Below are 15,279 nucleotides of genomic sequence, written 5' to 3' on the forward strand. Positions count from 1 at the left end.
CATGCTGCATTTGTCCCGCCTCACTTCGCTGGCCCTGACGATCGCCCTGGTGATCGGTGCGCCCCTGGCGTTTGCCGCTGAACCGGCCTCGTCGACCTCGGCTGCGACCACCAAGGCGCCATTGCCGCTGGATGAGTTGCGCACCTTTGCCGAGGTCATGGACCGGATCAAGGCCGCGTATGTCGAGCCGGTGGACGACAAGACCCTGCTGGAAAACGCCATCAAGGGCATGCTCAGCAACCTCGACCCGCACTCCGCCTACCTGGGGCCGGAAGACTTCGCCGAGCTGCAGGAAAGCACCAGCGGCGAGTTTGGTGGCCTGGGCATCGAAGTCGGCTCCGAAGACGGCTTCATCAAAGTGGTGTCGCCGATCGACGACACCCCTGCCTCCAAGGCAGGCATCCAGGCTGGCGACTTCATCGTCAAGATCAACGGCCAACCGACCCGAGGCCAGAGCCTGACCGAAGCCGTGGACCGCATGCGCGGCAAGATCGGCGAGAAGATCACCCTGACCCTGGTCCGCGACGGCGGCACCCCGTTCGACGTGACGCTGGCCCGTGCGACCATCCAGGTCAAGAGCGTGAAGGCGCAGTTGCTGGAGTCGGGCTACGGCTACATCCGCATCACCCAGTTCCAGGTCAAGACCGGCGAAGAGGTCTCCCAGGCCCTGGCCAAGCTGCGCAAGGAAAACGGCAAGAAGCTCAGCGGCATCGTGCTCGACCTGCGCAACAACCCGGGCGGCGTCCTGCAATCGGCGGTGGAAGTGGTCGACCACTTCATCACCAAGGGCCTGATCGTCTACACCAAGGGCCGGATCGCCAACTCCGAACTGCGCTTCTCGGCCACCGGCAAGGATGAAAGCGAAGCAGTGCCGATGGTGGTGCTGATCAACGGCGGCAGCGCCTCGGCCTCGGAAATTGTCGCCGGCGCCCTGCAGGACCAGAAACGTGCAGTCGTCATGGGCACTACCAGCTTCGGCAAGGGCTCGGTGCAAACCGTGCTGCCGCTGAACAACGACCGCGCGCTGAAGATCACCACCGCACTGTACTTCACCCCGAACGGGCGCTCGATCCAGGCCCAGGGCATCGTTCCGGACATCGAAGTGCGTCGGGCCAAGATCACCAACGAGCAGGACAGCGAGTACTTCAAGGAAGCTGACCTGCAAGGCCACCTGGGCAATGGCAACGGCGGCGCCGACAAGCCAAGCGGCTCCGGCGGCAAGGCCAAGCCGATGCCACAGGACGACGACTACCAACTGGCCCAGGCGCTGAGCCTGCTCAAGGGCCTGAGCATTACCCGCGGCCGCTGAGATGCGCCTGCGGTGGTTCCTCGGCCTGCTGTGCTGCCTGGCCGGCGTTGCCCATGCGACGCCCGGGCAGGCGCCACCCCACAAGGCCTACCTGAGCCTGATCATCGATGACCTGGGGCAGAACCTGCCCCGGGATCGCCGCGTCCTGGCGCTGCCCGGGCCGGTCACCGCGGCGATCATGCCTGACACCCCCCACGCCACCGAATTTTCCCGCGAGGCCCACCGCGCAGGCAAGATCGTCATCCTGCACATGCCCATGGACCCGGCCACCGGCCCGTTCGCCTGGCACCCCGAGCTGCCCATCGAAGAGCTGCGCAAGCGCCTGGACGCCGCGTTCAAGGCCGTCCCCTACACCGCCGGCATCAACAATCACATGGGCAGCCGCATGACCGCCCAACAACCGGCCATGGCCTGGTTGATGGCCGAGTTGCAACGCCGGCACAAGCTTTTCGTCGACAGCCGCACCAGCGCCCAGACCGTCGCCGCCGCCGAGGCGCAGAAGATCGGCCTGGCCAGCGTTTCACGGGATGTGTTTCTCGATGACGAACGCAATGAAGCCGCGATCTACAACCAACTGCAGAGCGCCATCAGCCTGGCGCGCAAACAGGGTTCGGCGGTGATGATCGGCCATCCCTACCCCCAGACCCTGGCGGTGCTCGAGCGCGAACTGCCCAAGCTCAAGGCCCAGGGCATCGACTGGATCAACATCCGGCAGATGATCAGCGTGCGCAGCAATCGCGCCATGGCCGCCCATGGCAAAGACGGGACTTATCGCCAGTAAGCAGCAGCGGGCCACTACATAGTTACCGCCAGCCGCCTCATCCAATTCTGGATATTGAAATCCGCAACCCGATCGGGTTGCCTTTCAATGACCAGGAATGACCATGAACCCACATGACGATGACGCGGCACTCGCAAGGCCAATGGAATCAATAAAAGTTGAAAACCTGCTGATCAACTTTACGACCGAGTTTCACCGGATCTGGGATAACAAAGGCTCACGCTCCAAACCCGGTGGTTTTTGGCGTCCCAGCCCCGCCCCTGATTTGCTGCCGGGCTTTTTCCCACTCGGCGACCTCGCTGTCTCCGGTCACGACAACATCAACCATCGAAGAGTGGTGGCCGTGGTTTGCGAAGGCGAGCTGCCCAGTACGGCCGCCAACCCAGGCAAGGCCCTGAGCAAGCCCGATGACTTTGAACAGGTCTGGAAAGACAAGGGTTCAGGCGCCAACACCGACTGTTCGATCTGGCGTCCCATTGCACCTGATGGCTACGTGGCACTTGGCCTGGTGTGCGCTGACGGTCTCGACAAACCTTCGGTCAACTCCGTGCGGTGCGTGCGGGCGGACCTGGTCGTGGCGTCATCCATCGACAACATGATCTGGAGCGACAAGGGCAGTCGTGCCAAGCAGGACTTCAGCGTCTGGAGCGTCCGCCCACCTGCCGCAGCGGCGGGAGAGATTCATTTTGCGCCGGGCACATTCGTGGGCGTCAACAGCTATACCAAACCCGTGATGCACACCGGCGCGTACTGCCTGCGAATGCGGCTTTCGCTCAAAGCCGAACCTGCGCCACTGCCTCCGTCCCTCACCGGATACGAACCACCCGCCTCAACGCAACCGGCCACCGTCACCCTAACGGCACGGCTCCCCTGGTTCGCAATCAAAGATCCCGACCTGAGTGCGTTCGAGCAGTTTCGTACGAGCCCCTACTACCACGTGCTAAAAAAAGAGCAGTACGTGCTGATCGGTTACGGCCATAACACCAGCTCCGCAGGGCAAACCTTCAAATGGTTTGACGAGGTACAAAATGCCGATAGCCTCGCAACATTCTCTCGCCTGACCTCTGTCGAGGTAGGCGCCGAATGGAACTCCAGGTTGCCGGAGTTTTCCATCTCGCTGCCTCCAACCTTCTCTGTCGCATTCTCGGCGAAACTGGGCAGCAGCTTCTCCCCCCTCGACGCCGACACTCAGCGCAGCAGGTTGATCGCTCCCCTGTCGGCTCACGTCGTCACCATCGTGGCGAAGAAGCGCATCGTGGCGGTTTACCGCACACAGTTCGACTACCAATTGCTACGCAGCAACGGCACACAAGTGGCACACGAGGGCAGCTACTCCGACTACGACAAACTGCATGTGAGCGAATATCCGCCGGAACAATAGCGCAGAGTCAAAAACCTACAGGTACCGCCCCATGATCTCGTCGACCCCGCCTTCCTTGCGCAACTGATCGAGCGCTGCCTGCAATTTGGCGACGGTTTCGTCAGGCACCTCGCGGTTCAACGCCAGATACAGCTGCGCACTGTTGAAACGCAGGACCGTCTTCAAGCCGGTGACCCCCTCCTGGCGCGCCAGATAGCGCCCGGCTGGGTCGCCGGTGGCCCACAGATCGATCTGGCCATTGAGCAGCTTTTTCGCGTTGTCCTGATCGCGCAGTACCACGACCGGCTTGAGCCCCTGCTTGGCCAAGGTCTCGGCAATGGCGTCGCCCTTGTAGGCGCCGATCTTGTATTGGCGCGCGTCTTCCAGGGACCGCAGGGTGATTTTGCTGTCAGCCTTGGCCAGCATGATCCAGTCGTCCGGACCAATGGGGCCGACCCACTTGAAGAGCTTTTCGCGGTCGGGCAGGCGCGCCATGACGAACACCCCGTAACCGGGATTTTCCAGGGCGAGTTTGTAGACGCGCTCCCAGGGGAAACGCAGGGTCAGGCTGTAGGTGATGTTGGCCCGCTTTGATATCTCGCGGACGATGTCCACGGCGATGCCATTGATGTTCTCGTCCTGAGCGAAGTTCTTGCCGTTCTTCGCCATGTTGTAGGGCGGGAAGTTTTCCGTCAGCAAGACCAGGTCGATATCGGTTTTTTCAGCGGCACGTAGCACGCCGCTGAACAGTAACGAAGCACTGGCAAGAACGAGGAATAGGCGTCTGAGCATGTCGGCTACCGCAGTCCATTGGCGTGCCCAAGCTTGCCTTGAGCCCGCCATGCTGTCCACTGGCCTTTATCGAACCACGATACCGCGTGCTGCCATGTAGGCCTTCGCTTCCGGCACGGTGTACTCGCCGAAGTGAAAGATACTGGCCGCCAGCACTGCGCTGGCGTGACCGTCGAGGATACCGTCAGCCAAGTGCTGCAGATTGCCGACGCCGCCGGAAGCGATCACCGGGATCCCCAGGGCATCGCTGATGGCGCGGGTCACGCCCAGGTCGAAGCCGTTTTTCATGCCGTCCTGGTCCATGCTGGTCAGGAGGATTTCCCCTGCCCCCAGGCCTTCCATCTTCTTCGCCCACTCCACCGCATCCAGCCCGGTGGGTTTGCGCCCGCCGTGGGTGAAGATTTCCCAGCGCGGGGTTTCGCCCGGCAGGGAGACTTTCTTGGCGTCGATGGCCACGACGATGCACTGCGAGCCGAAATGCTGCGCGGCTTCGCCGACGAACTCCGGGTTGAACACCGCCGCGGTGTTGATCGAGACCTTGTCCGCACCGGCATTGAGCAGGTTGCGAATGTCTTGCACGGTGCGCACACCACCGCCCACGGTCAGCGGGATGAACACCTGGCTGGCCATGCGCTCGACGGTATGCAAGGTGGTGTCGCGGCCATCGACGCTGGCGGTGATGTCGAGAAAGGTAATCTCGTCGGCACCCTGCTCGTCGTAGCGACGGGCAATTTCCACCGGGTCGCCGGCGTCACGGATATTCTCGAACTTCACACCTTTGACGACCCGGCCGTTGTCCACGTCCAGGCAAGGGATGATGCGTTTGGCCAGCGCCATGGTCAGTCCTCAGCCTTGGTACGAATCGCAGAAGGCTTGCGCCTCGGCGACGTCGAGGGTGCCTTCGTAGATCGCCCGGCCGGTGATGGCGCCGATGATGCCCGGTGCGCGAGCGTCGAGCAGCGACTTGATGTCACCCAGGTTGTGGATGCCACCGGAGGCAATCACCGGGATCCGGGTGGCCGCCGCCAGGGCAGCGGTGTACGACACGTTGCAACCCTGCATCATGCCGTCTTTGGCGATGTCGGTATAAACGATGGCAGACACGCCATCGGATTCGAATTGCTTGGCCAGGTCGATGACGTTCACGGTGCTGATTTCGGCCCAGCCGTCAGTGGCGACAAAACCGTCCTTGGCGTCCAGGCCAACAATCACCTTGCCCGGGAACGCGCGGCAGGCTTCGGCAACGAACGCCGGATCCTTCACGGCCTTGGTGCCGATGATCACGTAGCTCACGCCCGCCTTGACGTAGTGCTCGATGGTTTCCAGCGAGCGGATACCACCGCCAATCTGGATCGGCAGGTTCGGGTAGCGCTTGGCGATCGCGGTCACCACTTCGCCGTTGACCGGCTGGCCTTCGAACGCGCCGTTCAGATCGACCAGATGCAGACGACGGCAACCGCCCTCTACCCACTTGGCAGCCATGCTCACCGGGTCATCGGAGAACACTGTGGAATCTTCCATGCGGCCCTGGCGCAGACGTACACAGGCACCGTCTTTGAGATCGATAGCGGGAATAATCAGCATCTGGCAAACCTTCAAATTCGATTTTTCAGCATTGCTCGGAAATCAGTTTTTCTCGAGCGCCCACAGGTCGCTTTCGATGCTTTCAAACCTCTCTTTGAGGTGTGTCTGCACATCGAAAATCGCCCTGTTGTAATAGTGCGGAGCAATTTCGCGGGTAAACAGCTCAAGGATTTCGGCCGCTTCGAAGGAACCCAGGTCCAGTTCGAAGCGGTCCTCCATGAAGCGCTTGATCTTGTGATTGGCCTCGTTCTCCTGTTCAGGAGTAAGGGTCAGGATCGGTGGCTTCTTCTTGACGGCCATTTACCAGCGACCATCCCACGCCGCGAAGTTCTGCAGCAATTGCAGGCCATGGGTATGGCTCTTCTCGGGGTGGAACTGCACCGCGAAACGCGAGCCTTCGGCCAGCGCAGCGGCGAAGTCGACGCCGTAGTGACCGCCACCGACCACCTGCCGCGGGTTACCGGCGGCGATGTAGTAGCTGTGCACAAAATAGAAGCGCGCCAGGTCCGGAATGTTGTGCCACAGCGGGTGATCCACCACCTGCTTGACCTCGTTCCAGCCCATGTGCGGGACTTTCAGGTGTTCGCCGTCTTCATGCAGGCCCTTGCCGAAGAACTTCACCGCGCCCGGAAACAGGCCGATGCAGTCGACGCCGTCATTCTCTTCACTGTGTTCGAGCAAGGCTTGCATGCCGACACAGATGCCGAGGAAGGGACGGTCCTGGCTGACTTCGCGCACCAGCGAGTCGAAGCCCAGGCGACGGATCTCGGCCATGCAATCGCGAATCGCACCGACCCCGGGGAAAACCACCCGGTCGGCTTCGCGAATCACATTGGCATCGCTGGTGATCAGCACCTTGCCGGCACCTACGTGTTCGAGGGCCTTGGCCACCGAATGCAGGTTACCCATGCCGTAATCGATAACCGCGACCGTCTGCATTACAGGACGCCCTTGGTCGAAGGCATTTGCCCGGCCATGCGCTCATCGAGCTCGACGGCCATGCGCAGGGCGCGGCCGAAAGCCTTGAACACGGTTTCGATCTGGTGGTGGGTGTTGGTGCCACGCAGGTTGTCGATGTGCAGGCTGACGTTGGCGTGGTTGACGAAGCCCTGGAAAAATTCCTGGAACAGGTCAACGTCAAACCCACCCACGGTAGCGCGGGTATAGGGAACATGCATCTGCAGGCCAGGACGGCCGGAGAAGTCGATCACCACGCGCGACAGCGCTTCATCGAGCGGCACATAGGCGTGGCCGTAGCGACGGATGCCTTTCTTGTCGCCGATGGCTTTGCTGAAGGCTTGCCCCAGGGTGATACCGACGTCCTCCACGGTGTGGTGGTCGTCGATATGCAGGTCGCCCTTGCACTCGATATCCAGGTCGATCAGCCCGTGACGGGCGATCTGGTCCAGCATGTGCTCAAGAAAAGGTACACCGATATTAAATCGGGCCTTTCCGGTGCCATCCAGGTTGATCGAGGCTTTGATCTGGGTTTCCAGAGTGTCGCGCTCGACGGACGCCATACGTTCGGCCATCACCAGCTCCGCAAAATCATTGGGCGAAAAAGGCATCCATTATAGGCACGGCTGCGGCAAACAGAAACACGCCAAGTGATATCCCTGACGGGTTGAAGCCAACGTGGCCGGGGATATACCTGTCATGACATGTAGGAACCTGGGTGCAACCGAGCCCCTGTTGGCACGGGCTCGCCCGTGAACGCGGTGCAACCGGCACACCGCGCGAACACGATGAATCAGTGGAACAACACGGCCGTCTTCTGCAGCGTCACCCACACGCCCCACGCCAACGGAATCCCCACCACCAGCCAGGCCGCCACGGCCAACGGCACACTGGCCGACGACGCCTTCCACTCCAGCACCGTGGTGCTGTTGGCGCCCTTGTCGTGACCCAGGGCCTGTTCTGCCGCCAGCTCGGCATCGGTCATGAAGTACTTGTCTGCCACTGGACGCACCAGCAGGTTGCAGAGGAACCCCAGCACCAACAGGCCGGCGAGAATGTACAAGGTGATGTCATAGGCCGCTGCGCGCTCGACGCCGATGCTCAGCTGATACTCACGCAGGTAGTTGACCAGCACCGGGCCGAGCACCCCCGCCGCCGCCCAGGCCGTCAGCAGGCGACCGTGAATCGCCCCGACCATCTGCGTACCGAACAGGTCGGCCAGGTAAGCCGGCACCGTGGCGAAACCGCCGCCGTACATCGAAAGGATGATGCAGAAGGCCGCGACGAACAGCGAGACATTGCCCAGATGCCCGAGGTTCGGGATCAGCGCATACAGGGCAAACCCCAGGGCGAAGAACACAAAGTAAGTATTTTTGCGCCCCAGGTAGTCGGAGAACGACGCCCAGAAGAACCGCCCGCCAATGTTGAACAGACTCAGCAACCCGGTAAAACCGGCGGCAATGGCCGCAATCGAAGCCAGTTGCCCGGCATCCAACTGACCGAATGCCAGCTCGTTACCCAGCAACTTGCCGCCAAACACTTCCTGCAGCAGCGGCGAAGCCATGCCCAGAATGCCGATCCCGGCCGATACGTTGAGGCACAACACCAGCCACACCAGGCGGAACTGCGGGGTTTTCCACGCCACATTCACGTGCACGTGACGATGGGTAATCATCGCGTTGGCCAGTTTTTTCGCCGGCGGGGTCCAGCCCTCAGGCTTCCAGCCGGTCGGCGGCACGCGGTACGACAGCGCCCCGCCGATCATGAACACAAAGTAAATCGCCGCCATCACCAGGAAGCTCTGCCACACACCGACTCCGTCTGGCGAGGCGAAATGCCCCATCAACGCGGCCGCCAGTGGCGCGCCCACCATAGCCCCACCACCAAAGCCCATGATTGCCATGCCCGTGGCCATGCCGCGCTTATCCGGGAACCACTTGATCAGGGTCGACACCGGGGAGATGTAGCCCAGGCCCAGGCCGATCCCGCCGATCACCCCGGAGCCGAGCCACATCAGCCAGATCTGGTGGGTATAGATGCCCAGTGCGGAAATCAACAACCCCCCGCACCAGCACAGTGCCGACACCACGCCGGCCTTGCGCGGCCCTGCATGCTCCAGCCAGCCGCCCCAGATCGCCGCCGAGCAACCGAGGAAGATGAAAAACAGGGTGTAGATCCAGCCGAGCATCGAGATGGGCCAGTCGCACTGGGACGAGAACACTTGGGCGATAAAGCTCATGTCTGGCGCGCACGCCACGGGCGCGGTCACACCCAGGGCCTTGGACAGCGGCAACCAGAACACCGAAAAGCCATAGGCCATGCCGATGCACAGGTGGATGGCCAGTGCGGCCGGCGGCACCAGCCAGCGGTTGAAGCCGGGCCTGGCGATAATGCGCTCCTTGGACAGGAACGTCGGCGGTGGCGCAAAAATGCCCGCCTCGGTGCTCGTGCTCATGTGTTTCCCCCAATTATTAGTATGGTTCGCCCGCCCCCCCGTCACCCACAGCCTCAACTGCGCGTTGGCATGGCTGTTTTATCGAGTGAAGTTCCATTTAGCGCGACAACCGGTCGCAGCACGGCAGGCGGACGGGCGAAGATTACCATTTGCCCAGAATAGAAAAACCAGTCTGATCTGGCGTTTTGCAGGCGATCTGCTCCGATCAGGCGGCCAACGGGCTTTTGATCACTGGCCGTTTCGCTGACTGCTGCTCGGCGCAAGCCACCCACCCAGGCACCGCCAACCAAGCCGAAACCGCCACGGGACATAACCTGAAGCGATCGCTGACCAGTCGTCAGTTTCGGAGCGCTATACTCCCCGGCTAAATTTCGAATTTGACTCTCTACAAGGACTCGCCCCATGAAAGCGTTCGGCAAAATCCTGGGTCTGGTACTTCTCGGGCTGTTACTGGTCATCGTGGCCCTGGGCTTTGCCCTGACCCACTTCTTTGATCCCAATGACTACAAAGACGAGATTCGCCAGATTGCCCGCGACAAGGCCCACATTGAGCTGACGCTCAATGGCGACATCGGCTGGAGCCTGTTCCCCTGGCTCGGCCTGGAACTGCACGAAGCCAGTGTCGCGACCCTGAGCAACCCCAAGGCGCCGTTCGCCGACCTGCAAATGCTCGGCCTTTCAGTGCGAGTCCTGCCGCTGCTGCGCCGCGAAGTGCAGATGAGCGACGTCCGGGTCGAAGGCCTGAACCTGCGCCTCAACCGCGACAAGGACGGCCACGGCAACTGGGAAGACATCGGCAAGGCCGTGCCGGTCGCGGGCCAGCCCGAAGTACCGGCGACTACCCGCGACACCGATGGCAGCGCTCCTGCCCCGACAGAGAAACCCGCCCAGCCGATTCGCCTCGACATCGACAGCCTGACCGTCAATAACGCCCGGGTGGAGTACACCGACGAGCGCACCGGCAAACAATTCAGCGCCGAAAGCATCCAACTGAGCACCGGTCCCGTACACGATGCGACCAATATCGACGTCAAGTTGACCGCGTTCCTCTCCAGCAACCAGCCGGTGCTGCGAGTGCGTACCGAGCTCAATGGCGAACTGCGATTTGAACGCGCGCTGCAGCGCTATAAGTTCGAAGACATGAAGCTGTCAGGCGAACTGACCGGCGAACCGCTGCAAGGCAAGGCCGTGACCTTTGCCGCCCAAGGGCAGGTATTCCTCGATAAAGCGGCGAATGTCGCCGAATGGACCGGCATCAAGCTGTCCATCAATCAATTGCGCGCCCTCGGCGAACTGAAAGCCAATGACCTCGACAAGACCCCGCAAATCAGCGGCGCCCTGTCGATCGCCCAGTTTGACCTGGCCAAGTTTGTCGACAGCATCGGCCAGAAACTCCCAGCCATGGCCGAAGGCAGCCTGAGCAAAGTCGAACTGGCCAGCCGCCTGGCCGCGACCCCCACCAGCCTGTCGCTGGACAACATCAACCTGAAACTCGACGACAGCACCATCAGCGGCCGCATCGCCGTCGAGGACTTCGCCAAGCAGGCCCTGCGCGTGCAGCTCAAGGCCGACACCTTCAACGCTGATCGCTACCTGCCGCCCAAGTCCGCCGACGCCAACAGCGCAGCGGTGGCCCGCCAGGCGGAAGTCAGCAGCACCGAAGCCGACGCCCTGGCCGGTGCCGGCAGCACGCCCCTGCCCAACGCCCCGACCAAGGGCGCGTGGAGCAACGACAAGCTGATCCCGGCCGAACGCCTGAGCAAGCTCGACCTCGACGCCGACCTGAGCTTCGGCCAACTGACCCTCAGCAAACTGCCCATTAACAACGCAGCCCTCAAGGCCACTGGCCAGGGCGGCTTGCTGACCCTGCAAAACCTCAGTGGCGAGCTGTACAACGGCACCTTCAACACCAAGGGCACCCTCGATGTGCGCCAGCCAGTACCGGCCTTGAGCATGCAGACGGCGATCAACCGGGTGCCCGCGGAAAAAATCCTCGAGAGCCAAGGTAAAAACCCACCGGTCAAAGGCCTGATCACGCTCAACAGTCAGCTCACCGCCAGTGGCAACAGCCAGAAAACCCTGATCGACAGCCTCAACGGCAACGCCAGCTTCGTGATCAACAATGGCGTGTTGCTCAACGCCAACCTCGAACAGCAGCTGTGCAAAGGCATCGCCACCCTCAACCGCAAGACCCTCAGCGGCGAGCCTCGGGGCAAGGACACCCCGTTCCAGGAGCTCAAGGGCAACCTGACCCTGCGTAACGGCGTCGCCAGCAATCCGGACCTGAAAGTGCGCATCCCGGGGATGACCGTCAACGGCAACGGCGACGTCGACCTGCGCGTGCTGGGCATGGACTACCGCGTCGGCATCATCGTCGAAGGCGACCAGCGCGACATACCGGACCCGGCCTGCCAGGTGGGCGAGAAATTCGTCGGTATCGAGTGGCCACTGCGCTGCCGTGGCCCGCTGGAACTCGGCGCCAAGGCCTGCCGCCTGGACAACGAGCGCCTCGGCCAGGTCGCCAGCAAACTGGCCGGCGACAAGCTCAGCGAGAAAATCGATGAAAAACTCGGCGACAAAGTCAGCCCGGAACTGAAGAACGCGCTCAAGGGGCTGTTCAAGCGATGAAAGCCGAGCAATTTTCAACGGCGGTGCTGGACTGGTACGACCGCCACGGCCGCCACGACCTGCCCTGGCAACAGGGCATCACCCCCTATCGGGTGTGGGTCTCGGAAATCATGTTACAGCAGACCCAGGTCAGCACCGTGCTGAACTACTTCGACCGCTTCATGGCGTCATTGCCGACGGTCCAGGCCCTGGCCGCCGCGCCGGAAGACGAAGTGCTGCACCTGTGGACCGGGCTGGGCTACTACACCCGCGCGCGCAATCTGCAAAAGACCGCGAAGATCGTGGTTGAGCAGTACGGCGGCGAATTTCCCCAAGACGTGGAAAAACTCACCGATCTGCCGGGCATCGGCCTGTCCACCGCGGGCGCCATCGCCAGCCTGAGCATGGGCCTGCGGGCGCCGATCCTCGATGGCAACGTCAAACGGGTGCTGGCGCGCTTTACCGCGCAAGAGGGCTACCCGGGCGAGCCCAAGGTCGCCAAACAGCTGTGGGCCACCGCCGAGCGCTTCACCCCCCACGACCGCGTCAACGCCTACACCCAGGCGATGATGGACATGGGCGCCACGCTTTGCACCCGCAGCAAGCCAAGCTGCCTGCTGTGCCCGCTGGAAAAGGGCTGTGAAGCGCACATGCTGGGCCTGGAAACCCGCTACCCGATTCCCAAGCCGCGCAAAGCCGTGCCCCAGAAGCGCACACTGATGCCGCTGCTGGCCAACCGCGACGGCGCCATCCTGCTTTACCGACGCCCCTCCACGGGCCTGTGGGGCGGTTTATGGAGCCTGCCGGAGCTGGACGACCTCGGCGACCTGGAGCACCTGGCCCTGCAACACTCGCTGCAACTGGGCACCCAGACCGAGCTGCCGAACCTGATCCACACCTTCAGCCATTTCCAGTTGGCCATCGAACCCTGGCTGGTCAGGGTCCAGGAGGCCGGCCATCACGTGGCCGAGGCCGACTGGCTCTGGTATAACCTCGCCACCCCGCCGCGCCTGGGCCTCGCCGCCCCGGTGAAAAAACTGCTCAAGCGCGCGGCCGACGTATTAAACGCAGGAGAGTCGTCATGACCCGCACCATCATGTGCCGCAAGTACAACGAAGAACTGCCGGGCCTGGAGCGCGCTCCCTTCCCGGGCGCCAAAGGCCAGGACATTTTTGACCACGTTTCGCAAAAGGCCTGGGGCGACTGGCAAAAACACCAGACCCTGCTGATCAACGAAAAACGCTTGAACATGATGAACGCCGAAGACCGCAAATATCTTCAGGGCGAGATGGACAAGTTCTTCTCCGGCGAGGATTACGCCAAGGCCGAAGGCTACGTGCCGCCGGCTGAGTAATCCCTTGGATACGGGGGTTGGATCGTAAGCGACGGTAATAATTAAATATTTTTTGATAACTTGCTTGACGACCCCCTGAAAAACCAGTTTAATGCGCCCCGTTGCCCAGATAGCTCAGTCGGTAGAGCAGGGGATTGAAAATCCCCGTGTCGGCGGTTCGATTCCGTCTCTGGGCACCAAATACCGAAAACCCTGAATCGCAAGATTCAGGGTTTTTTTATGCCCGCAGGAAACCGCGGGATGCCCGAACAGCACGGCAGCTACTGGGCATCATTCCAGTGGAAGACCAGATTGCTTGCGCCGCCACTGCCGATATCCGCAACATCACGCCGCTCCTCGCCATGGCGCGTGGCGATGACCGAATACTTGCCGGCGGGCAGTTTCACGTAGACCAGGGGGCCGGCGTTATCCAGCGTCAGCACGGCCTGCCCTGGCGCCTTTTGCACCACGACATCGACGTCGGCCGTGTATTGATTTTGTGGGCCTACGGCAAAGGTCATGTGCAGGTTGTAGCCCTGGGCTTGCTCAATGGTTCGGGACTCGTCGAGGCCGATACCGCCTGACAGGTAGGTAATCCCGTTTTGCTGCTGTGGCTGGGCTTGCACCCCGGCGCTATCGATCGGCTCATAACTGGCGGCTGGCACCAGCGTTGGGAACAGCAACAAGCCGACCGCCGCGAGGGGCAACAGGAACAAACGAACAGGTTTCATGATGACAACTCCCGGGCTCTGTCGAACCCAATCGTTACCCTCTTTGGATTTCAGCCGACACCGCCAAGTTTCAGACCGATTTAAACTTGAGCCCACCACGAAAAGGACTACAGGACTCACCGGCAGGGCATCGCCCCTTCTGGCTGGATTCCAGCGCACCCACAGGTCTTTCCTGCAGACTTCCAGGCCCCGCCCTGCATCCAGCCCCACCCCACTGCTGAGAAGCTCTCCCGCCTGTTCTTCCCAACGCGGAAACCTTCATGAGCGTCATCGAACCCCAGGCTACTGAGCCACAACTTGCCTCACTGCTGGGCAACCTTGGCGACTTGATCCGCGAGGCGCGGCGCAAGGTGTTGCGCGCAGTCGATACCACCCAGGTGCAGACCTGCTGGCAGATCGGGCGGCATATCGTCGAGTACGAGCAGCAGGGCGCCAGGCGGGCGGGGTATGGCAAGCAACTGCTGGCGACGCTGGCGAGCGTGCTGACGGCAGAGTTTGGCAAAGGCTTCGACAGCTCAAACCTTCGCTACATGCGCCTGTTCTACCAGGCATTCCCAATGTGTGACGCACTGCGTCACGAATTGAGCTGGACCCATTACCGCGCCTTACTACGCGTCGAAAACGACCACGCCCGCCATTGGTACATGAACGAATCCGCCACCCAGAACTGGTCGACCCGCGCCCTGGAACGCCAGATCAGCACGCTCTACTACGAACGCCTGCTGGCCAGCCGCGATCGCCTGACCGTGAAGCAGGAAGCCACGACCCATATCCAGCAACTGCCGACCTCCCCCCGGGACTTCATCCGCGACCCGGTGGTGCTGGAATTTCTTGGCTTGCCCAATGCCGGCTCGGTACTGGAAACCGATCTGGAACAAGCCTTGATCAACCAACTGCAAGGCTTCCTGCTCGAACTGGGCAAGGGTTTCGCCTTTATTGCCCGCCAGCAACGCATCAGCACCGACAGCAAAGACTTCTACATCGACCTGGTGTTCTACAACTACCTGCTCAAGTGCTTCGTTATCTTCGACATCAAGCGCGGCGAACTGACCCACCAGGATGTGGGCCAGATGGACATGTACGTGCGCATGTACGACGACCTCAAGCGCGGTCCGGAAGACAGCCCCACCGTGGGCATCATCCTCTGCGCACAACGGGATGAGTCGGTGGTCCGCTATTCCATGCTGCAAGGTCACGAACAGCTCTTCGCCAGCAAGTACAAACTGGTGCTGCCCAGCGAGGAGGAACTGCGTGCGGAACTGGATCGCGAGCGGGTCATGCTGGAGCAACGGCCGATCAACCAAGGCCACTGACCACCGGGGCGGATTGTCGACCCGCCCCAGGCAGACTATGGTTGGCAGCTATCCGCA

At 61.8% G+C, this 15,279-nt stretch carries 15 protein-coding genes and 1 tRNA gene; 8 read left to right on the forward strand and 8 right to left on the reverse strand.

The window, feature by feature from the left end; genetic code table 11:
- Position 1: 1 nt before the first annotated feature.
- From Q1W70_RS08670 to Q1W70_RS08680, 3 genes are all read left to right on the forward strand, one after another.
- On the forward strand, positions 2 to 1,309 hold the full coding sequence (locus Q1W70_RS08670; RefSeq protein ID WP_166592445.1) for a S41 family peptidase: 1,308 nt from the start codon (positions 2 to 4) through the stop codon (positions 1,307 to 1,309).
- Between the two features lies 1 nt (position 1,310).
- The gene (locus Q1W70_RS08675; RefSeq protein ID WP_302098764.1) at positions 1,311 to 2,090 is read left to right on the forward strand and encodes a divergent polysaccharide deacetylase family protein; all 780 of its coding nucleotides are present in this window, start codon (positions 1,311 to 1,313) and stop codon (positions 2,088 to 2,090) included.
- Between the two features lie 103 nt (positions 2,091 to 2,193).
- Positions 2,194 to 3,471, forward strand: coding sequence for a Vps62-related protein (locus tag Q1W70_RS08680; protein WP_302098765.1), 1,278 nt, complete (start codon positions 2,194 to 2,196; stop codon positions 3,469 to 3,471).
- A gap of 15 nt (positions 3,472 to 3,486) precedes the next feature.
- On the opposite strand, the gene Q1W70_RS08685 is transcribed toward Q1W70_RS08680, so the two are convergent.
- From Q1W70_RS08685 to Q1W70_RS08715, 7 genes are all read right to left on the reverse strand, one after another.
- Entirely contained in the window at positions 3,487 to 4,242 is a 756-nt protein-coding gene (locus Q1W70_RS08685) for a substrate-binding periplasmic protein (RefSeq protein ID WP_302098766.1), read from the reverse strand.
- 66 nt (positions 4,243 to 4,308) lie between these two features.
- Complete coding sequence (hisF, locus tag Q1W70_RS08690; RefSeq protein WP_166592441.1) at positions 4,309 to 5,079, reverse strand: imidazole glycerol phosphate synthase subunit HisF; 771 nt, start codon at positions 5,077 to 5,079, stop codon at positions 4,309 to 4,311.
- 9 nt (positions 5,080 to 5,088) lie between these two features.
- Positions 5,089 to 5,826, reverse strand: coding sequence for a 1-(5-phosphoribosyl)-5-[(5-phosphoribosylamino)methylideneamino]imidazole-4-carboxamide isomerase (gene hisA / locus Q1W70_RS08695; protein WP_166592440.1), 738 nt, complete (start codon positions 5,824 to 5,826; stop codon positions 5,089 to 5,091).
- 42 nt (positions 5,827 to 5,868) lie between these two features.
- On the reverse strand, positions 5,869 to 6,126 hold the full coding sequence (locus Q1W70_RS08700; RefSeq protein WP_008024930.1) for a DUF2164 domain-containing protein: 258 nt from the start codon (positions 6,124 to 6,126) through the stop codon (positions 5,869 to 5,871).
- Positions 6,127 to 6,765 (reverse strand): imidazole glycerol phosphate synthase subunit HisH, encoded by a 639-nt coding sequence (gene hisH, locus Q1W70_RS08705; protein ID WP_166592439.1) that lies wholly within the window; start codon positions 6,763 to 6,765, stop codon positions 6,127 to 6,129.
- Entirely contained in the window at positions 6,765 to 7,358 is a 594-nt protein-coding gene (gene hisB, locus Q1W70_RS08710) for an imidazoleglycerol-phosphate dehydratase HisB (protein ID WP_095167520.1), read from the reverse strand. The genes hisH and hisB overlap by 1 nt, the downstream gene beginning before the upstream one ends.
- Positions 7,359 to 7,576: 218 nt before the next feature.
- Complete coding sequence (locus Q1W70_RS08715; protein WP_166592438.1) at positions 7,577 to 9,238, reverse strand: OFA family MFS transporter; 1,662 nt, start codon at positions 9,236 to 9,238, stop codon at positions 7,577 to 7,579.
- Between the two features lie 402 nt (positions 9,239 to 9,640).
- Between Q1W70_RS08715 and Q1W70_RS08720 the strand changes: the two genes are divergently transcribed.
- The 4 genes from Q1W70_RS08720 (at position 9,641) to Q1W70_RS08735 (ending at position 13,378) form a co-directional block, all read left to right on the forward strand.
- On the forward strand, positions 9,641 to 11,866 hold the full coding sequence (locus Q1W70_RS08720) for an AsmA family protein (RefSeq protein ID WP_166592437.1): 2,226 nt from the start codon (positions 9,641 to 9,643) through the stop codon (positions 11,864 to 11,866).
- The gene (mutY, locus tag Q1W70_RS08725; RefSeq protein WP_166592436.1) at positions 11,863 to 12,930 is read left to right on the forward strand and encodes an A/G-specific adenine glycosylase; all 1,068 of its coding nucleotides are present in this window, start codon (positions 11,863 to 11,865) and stop codon (positions 12,928 to 12,930) included. The genes Q1W70_RS08720 and mutY overlap by 4 nt, the downstream gene beginning before the upstream one ends.
- Positions 12,927 to 13,199, forward strand: a complete 273-nt coding sequence (locus Q1W70_RS08730; protein ID WP_166592435.1) for an oxidative damage protection protein — start codon at positions 12,927 to 12,929, stop codon at positions 13,197 to 13,199. Before mutY ends, Q1W70_RS08730 begins: the two co-directional genes overlap by 4 nt.
- A 103-nt stretch (positions 13,200 to 13,302) precedes the next feature.
- Positions 13,303 to 13,378, forward strand: a tRNA-Phe gene (locus tag Q1W70_RS08735).
- Between the two features lie 81 nt (positions 13,379 to 13,459).
- Here the strand turns inward: Q1W70_RS08735 and Q1W70_RS08740 are convergent.
- Entirely contained in the window at positions 13,460 to 13,909 is a 450-nt protein-coding gene (locus tag Q1W70_RS08740; protein WP_302098767.1) for a carboxypeptidase regulatory-like domain-containing protein, read from the reverse strand.
- Between the two features lie 260 nt (positions 13,910 to 14,169).
- On the opposite strand from Q1W70_RS08740, the gene Q1W70_RS08745 reads away from it, so the two are divergent.
- Positions 14,170 to 15,222 (forward strand): PDDEXK nuclease domain-containing protein, encoded by a 1,053-nt coding sequence (locus Q1W70_RS08745; RefSeq protein ID WP_166592984.1) that lies wholly within the window; start codon positions 14,170 to 14,172, stop codon positions 15,220 to 15,222.
- Positions 15,223 to 15,279 lie beyond the last annotated feature (57 nt).

It is taken from the genome of Pseudomonas kielensis, from assembly GCF_030505375.1.
Lineage (GTDB): Bacteria > Pseudomonadota > Gammaproteobacteria > Pseudomonadales > Pseudomonadaceae > Aquipseudomonas > Aquipseudomonas kielensis.

Coding starts and splice junctions, on each gene's coding strand:
- Q1W70_RS08670 (WP_166592445.1), top strand. CDS start 2: ATGCTGCATTTGTCCCGCCTCACTTCGCTGGCCCTGACGATCGCCCTG.
- Q1W70_RS08675 (WP_302098764.1), top strand. CDS start 1,311: ATGCGCCTGCGGTGGTTCCTCGGCCTGCTGTGCTGCCTGGCCGGCGTT.
- Q1W70_RS08680 (WP_302098765.1), top strand. CDS start 2,194: ATGAACCCACATGACGATGACGCGGCACTCGCAAGGCCAATGGAATCA.
- Q1W70_RS08685 (WP_302098766.1), bottom strand. CDS start 4,242: ATGCTCAGACGCCTATTCCTCGTTCTTGCCAGTGCTTCGTTACTGTTC.
- hisF (WP_166592441.1), bottom strand. CDS start 5,079: ATGGCGCTGGCCAAACGCATCATCCCTTGCCTGGACGTGGACAACGGC.
- hisA (WP_166592440.1), bottom strand. CDS start 5,826: ATGCTGATTATTCCCGCTATCGATCTCAAAGACGGTGCCTGTGTACGT.
- Q1W70_RS08700 (WP_008024930.1), bottom strand. CDS start 6,126: ATGGCCGTCAAGAAGAAGCCACCGATCCTGACCCTTACTCCTGAACAG.
- hisH (WP_166592439.1), bottom strand. CDS start 6,765: ATGCAGACGGTCGCGGTTATCGATTACGGCATGGGTAACCTGCATTCG.
- hisB (WP_095167520.1), bottom strand. CDS start 7,358: ATGGCCGAACGTATGGCGTCCGTCGAGCGCGACACTCTGGAAACCCAG.
- Q1W70_RS08715 (WP_166592438.1), bottom strand. CDS start 9,238: ATGAGCACGAGCACCGAGGCGGGCATTTTTGCGCCACCGCCGACGTTC.
- Q1W70_RS08720 (WP_166592437.1), top strand. CDS start 9,641: ATGAAAGCGTTCGGCAAAATCCTGGGTCTGGTACTTCTCGGGCTGTTA.
- mutY (WP_166592436.1), top strand. CDS start 11,863: ATGAAAGCCGAGCAATTTTCAACGGCGGTGCTGGACTGGTACGACCGC.
- Q1W70_RS08730 (WP_166592435.1), top strand. CDS start 12,927: ATGACCCGCACCATCATGTGCCGCAAGTACAACGAAGAACTGCCGGGC.
- Q1W70_RS08740 (WP_302098767.1), bottom strand. CDS start 13,909: ATGAAACCTGTTCGTTTGTTCCTGTTGCCCCTCGCGGCGGTCGGCTTG.
- Q1W70_RS08745 (WP_166592984.1), top strand. CDS start 14,170: ATGAGCGTCATCGAACCCCAGGCTACTGAGCCACAACTTGCCTCACTG.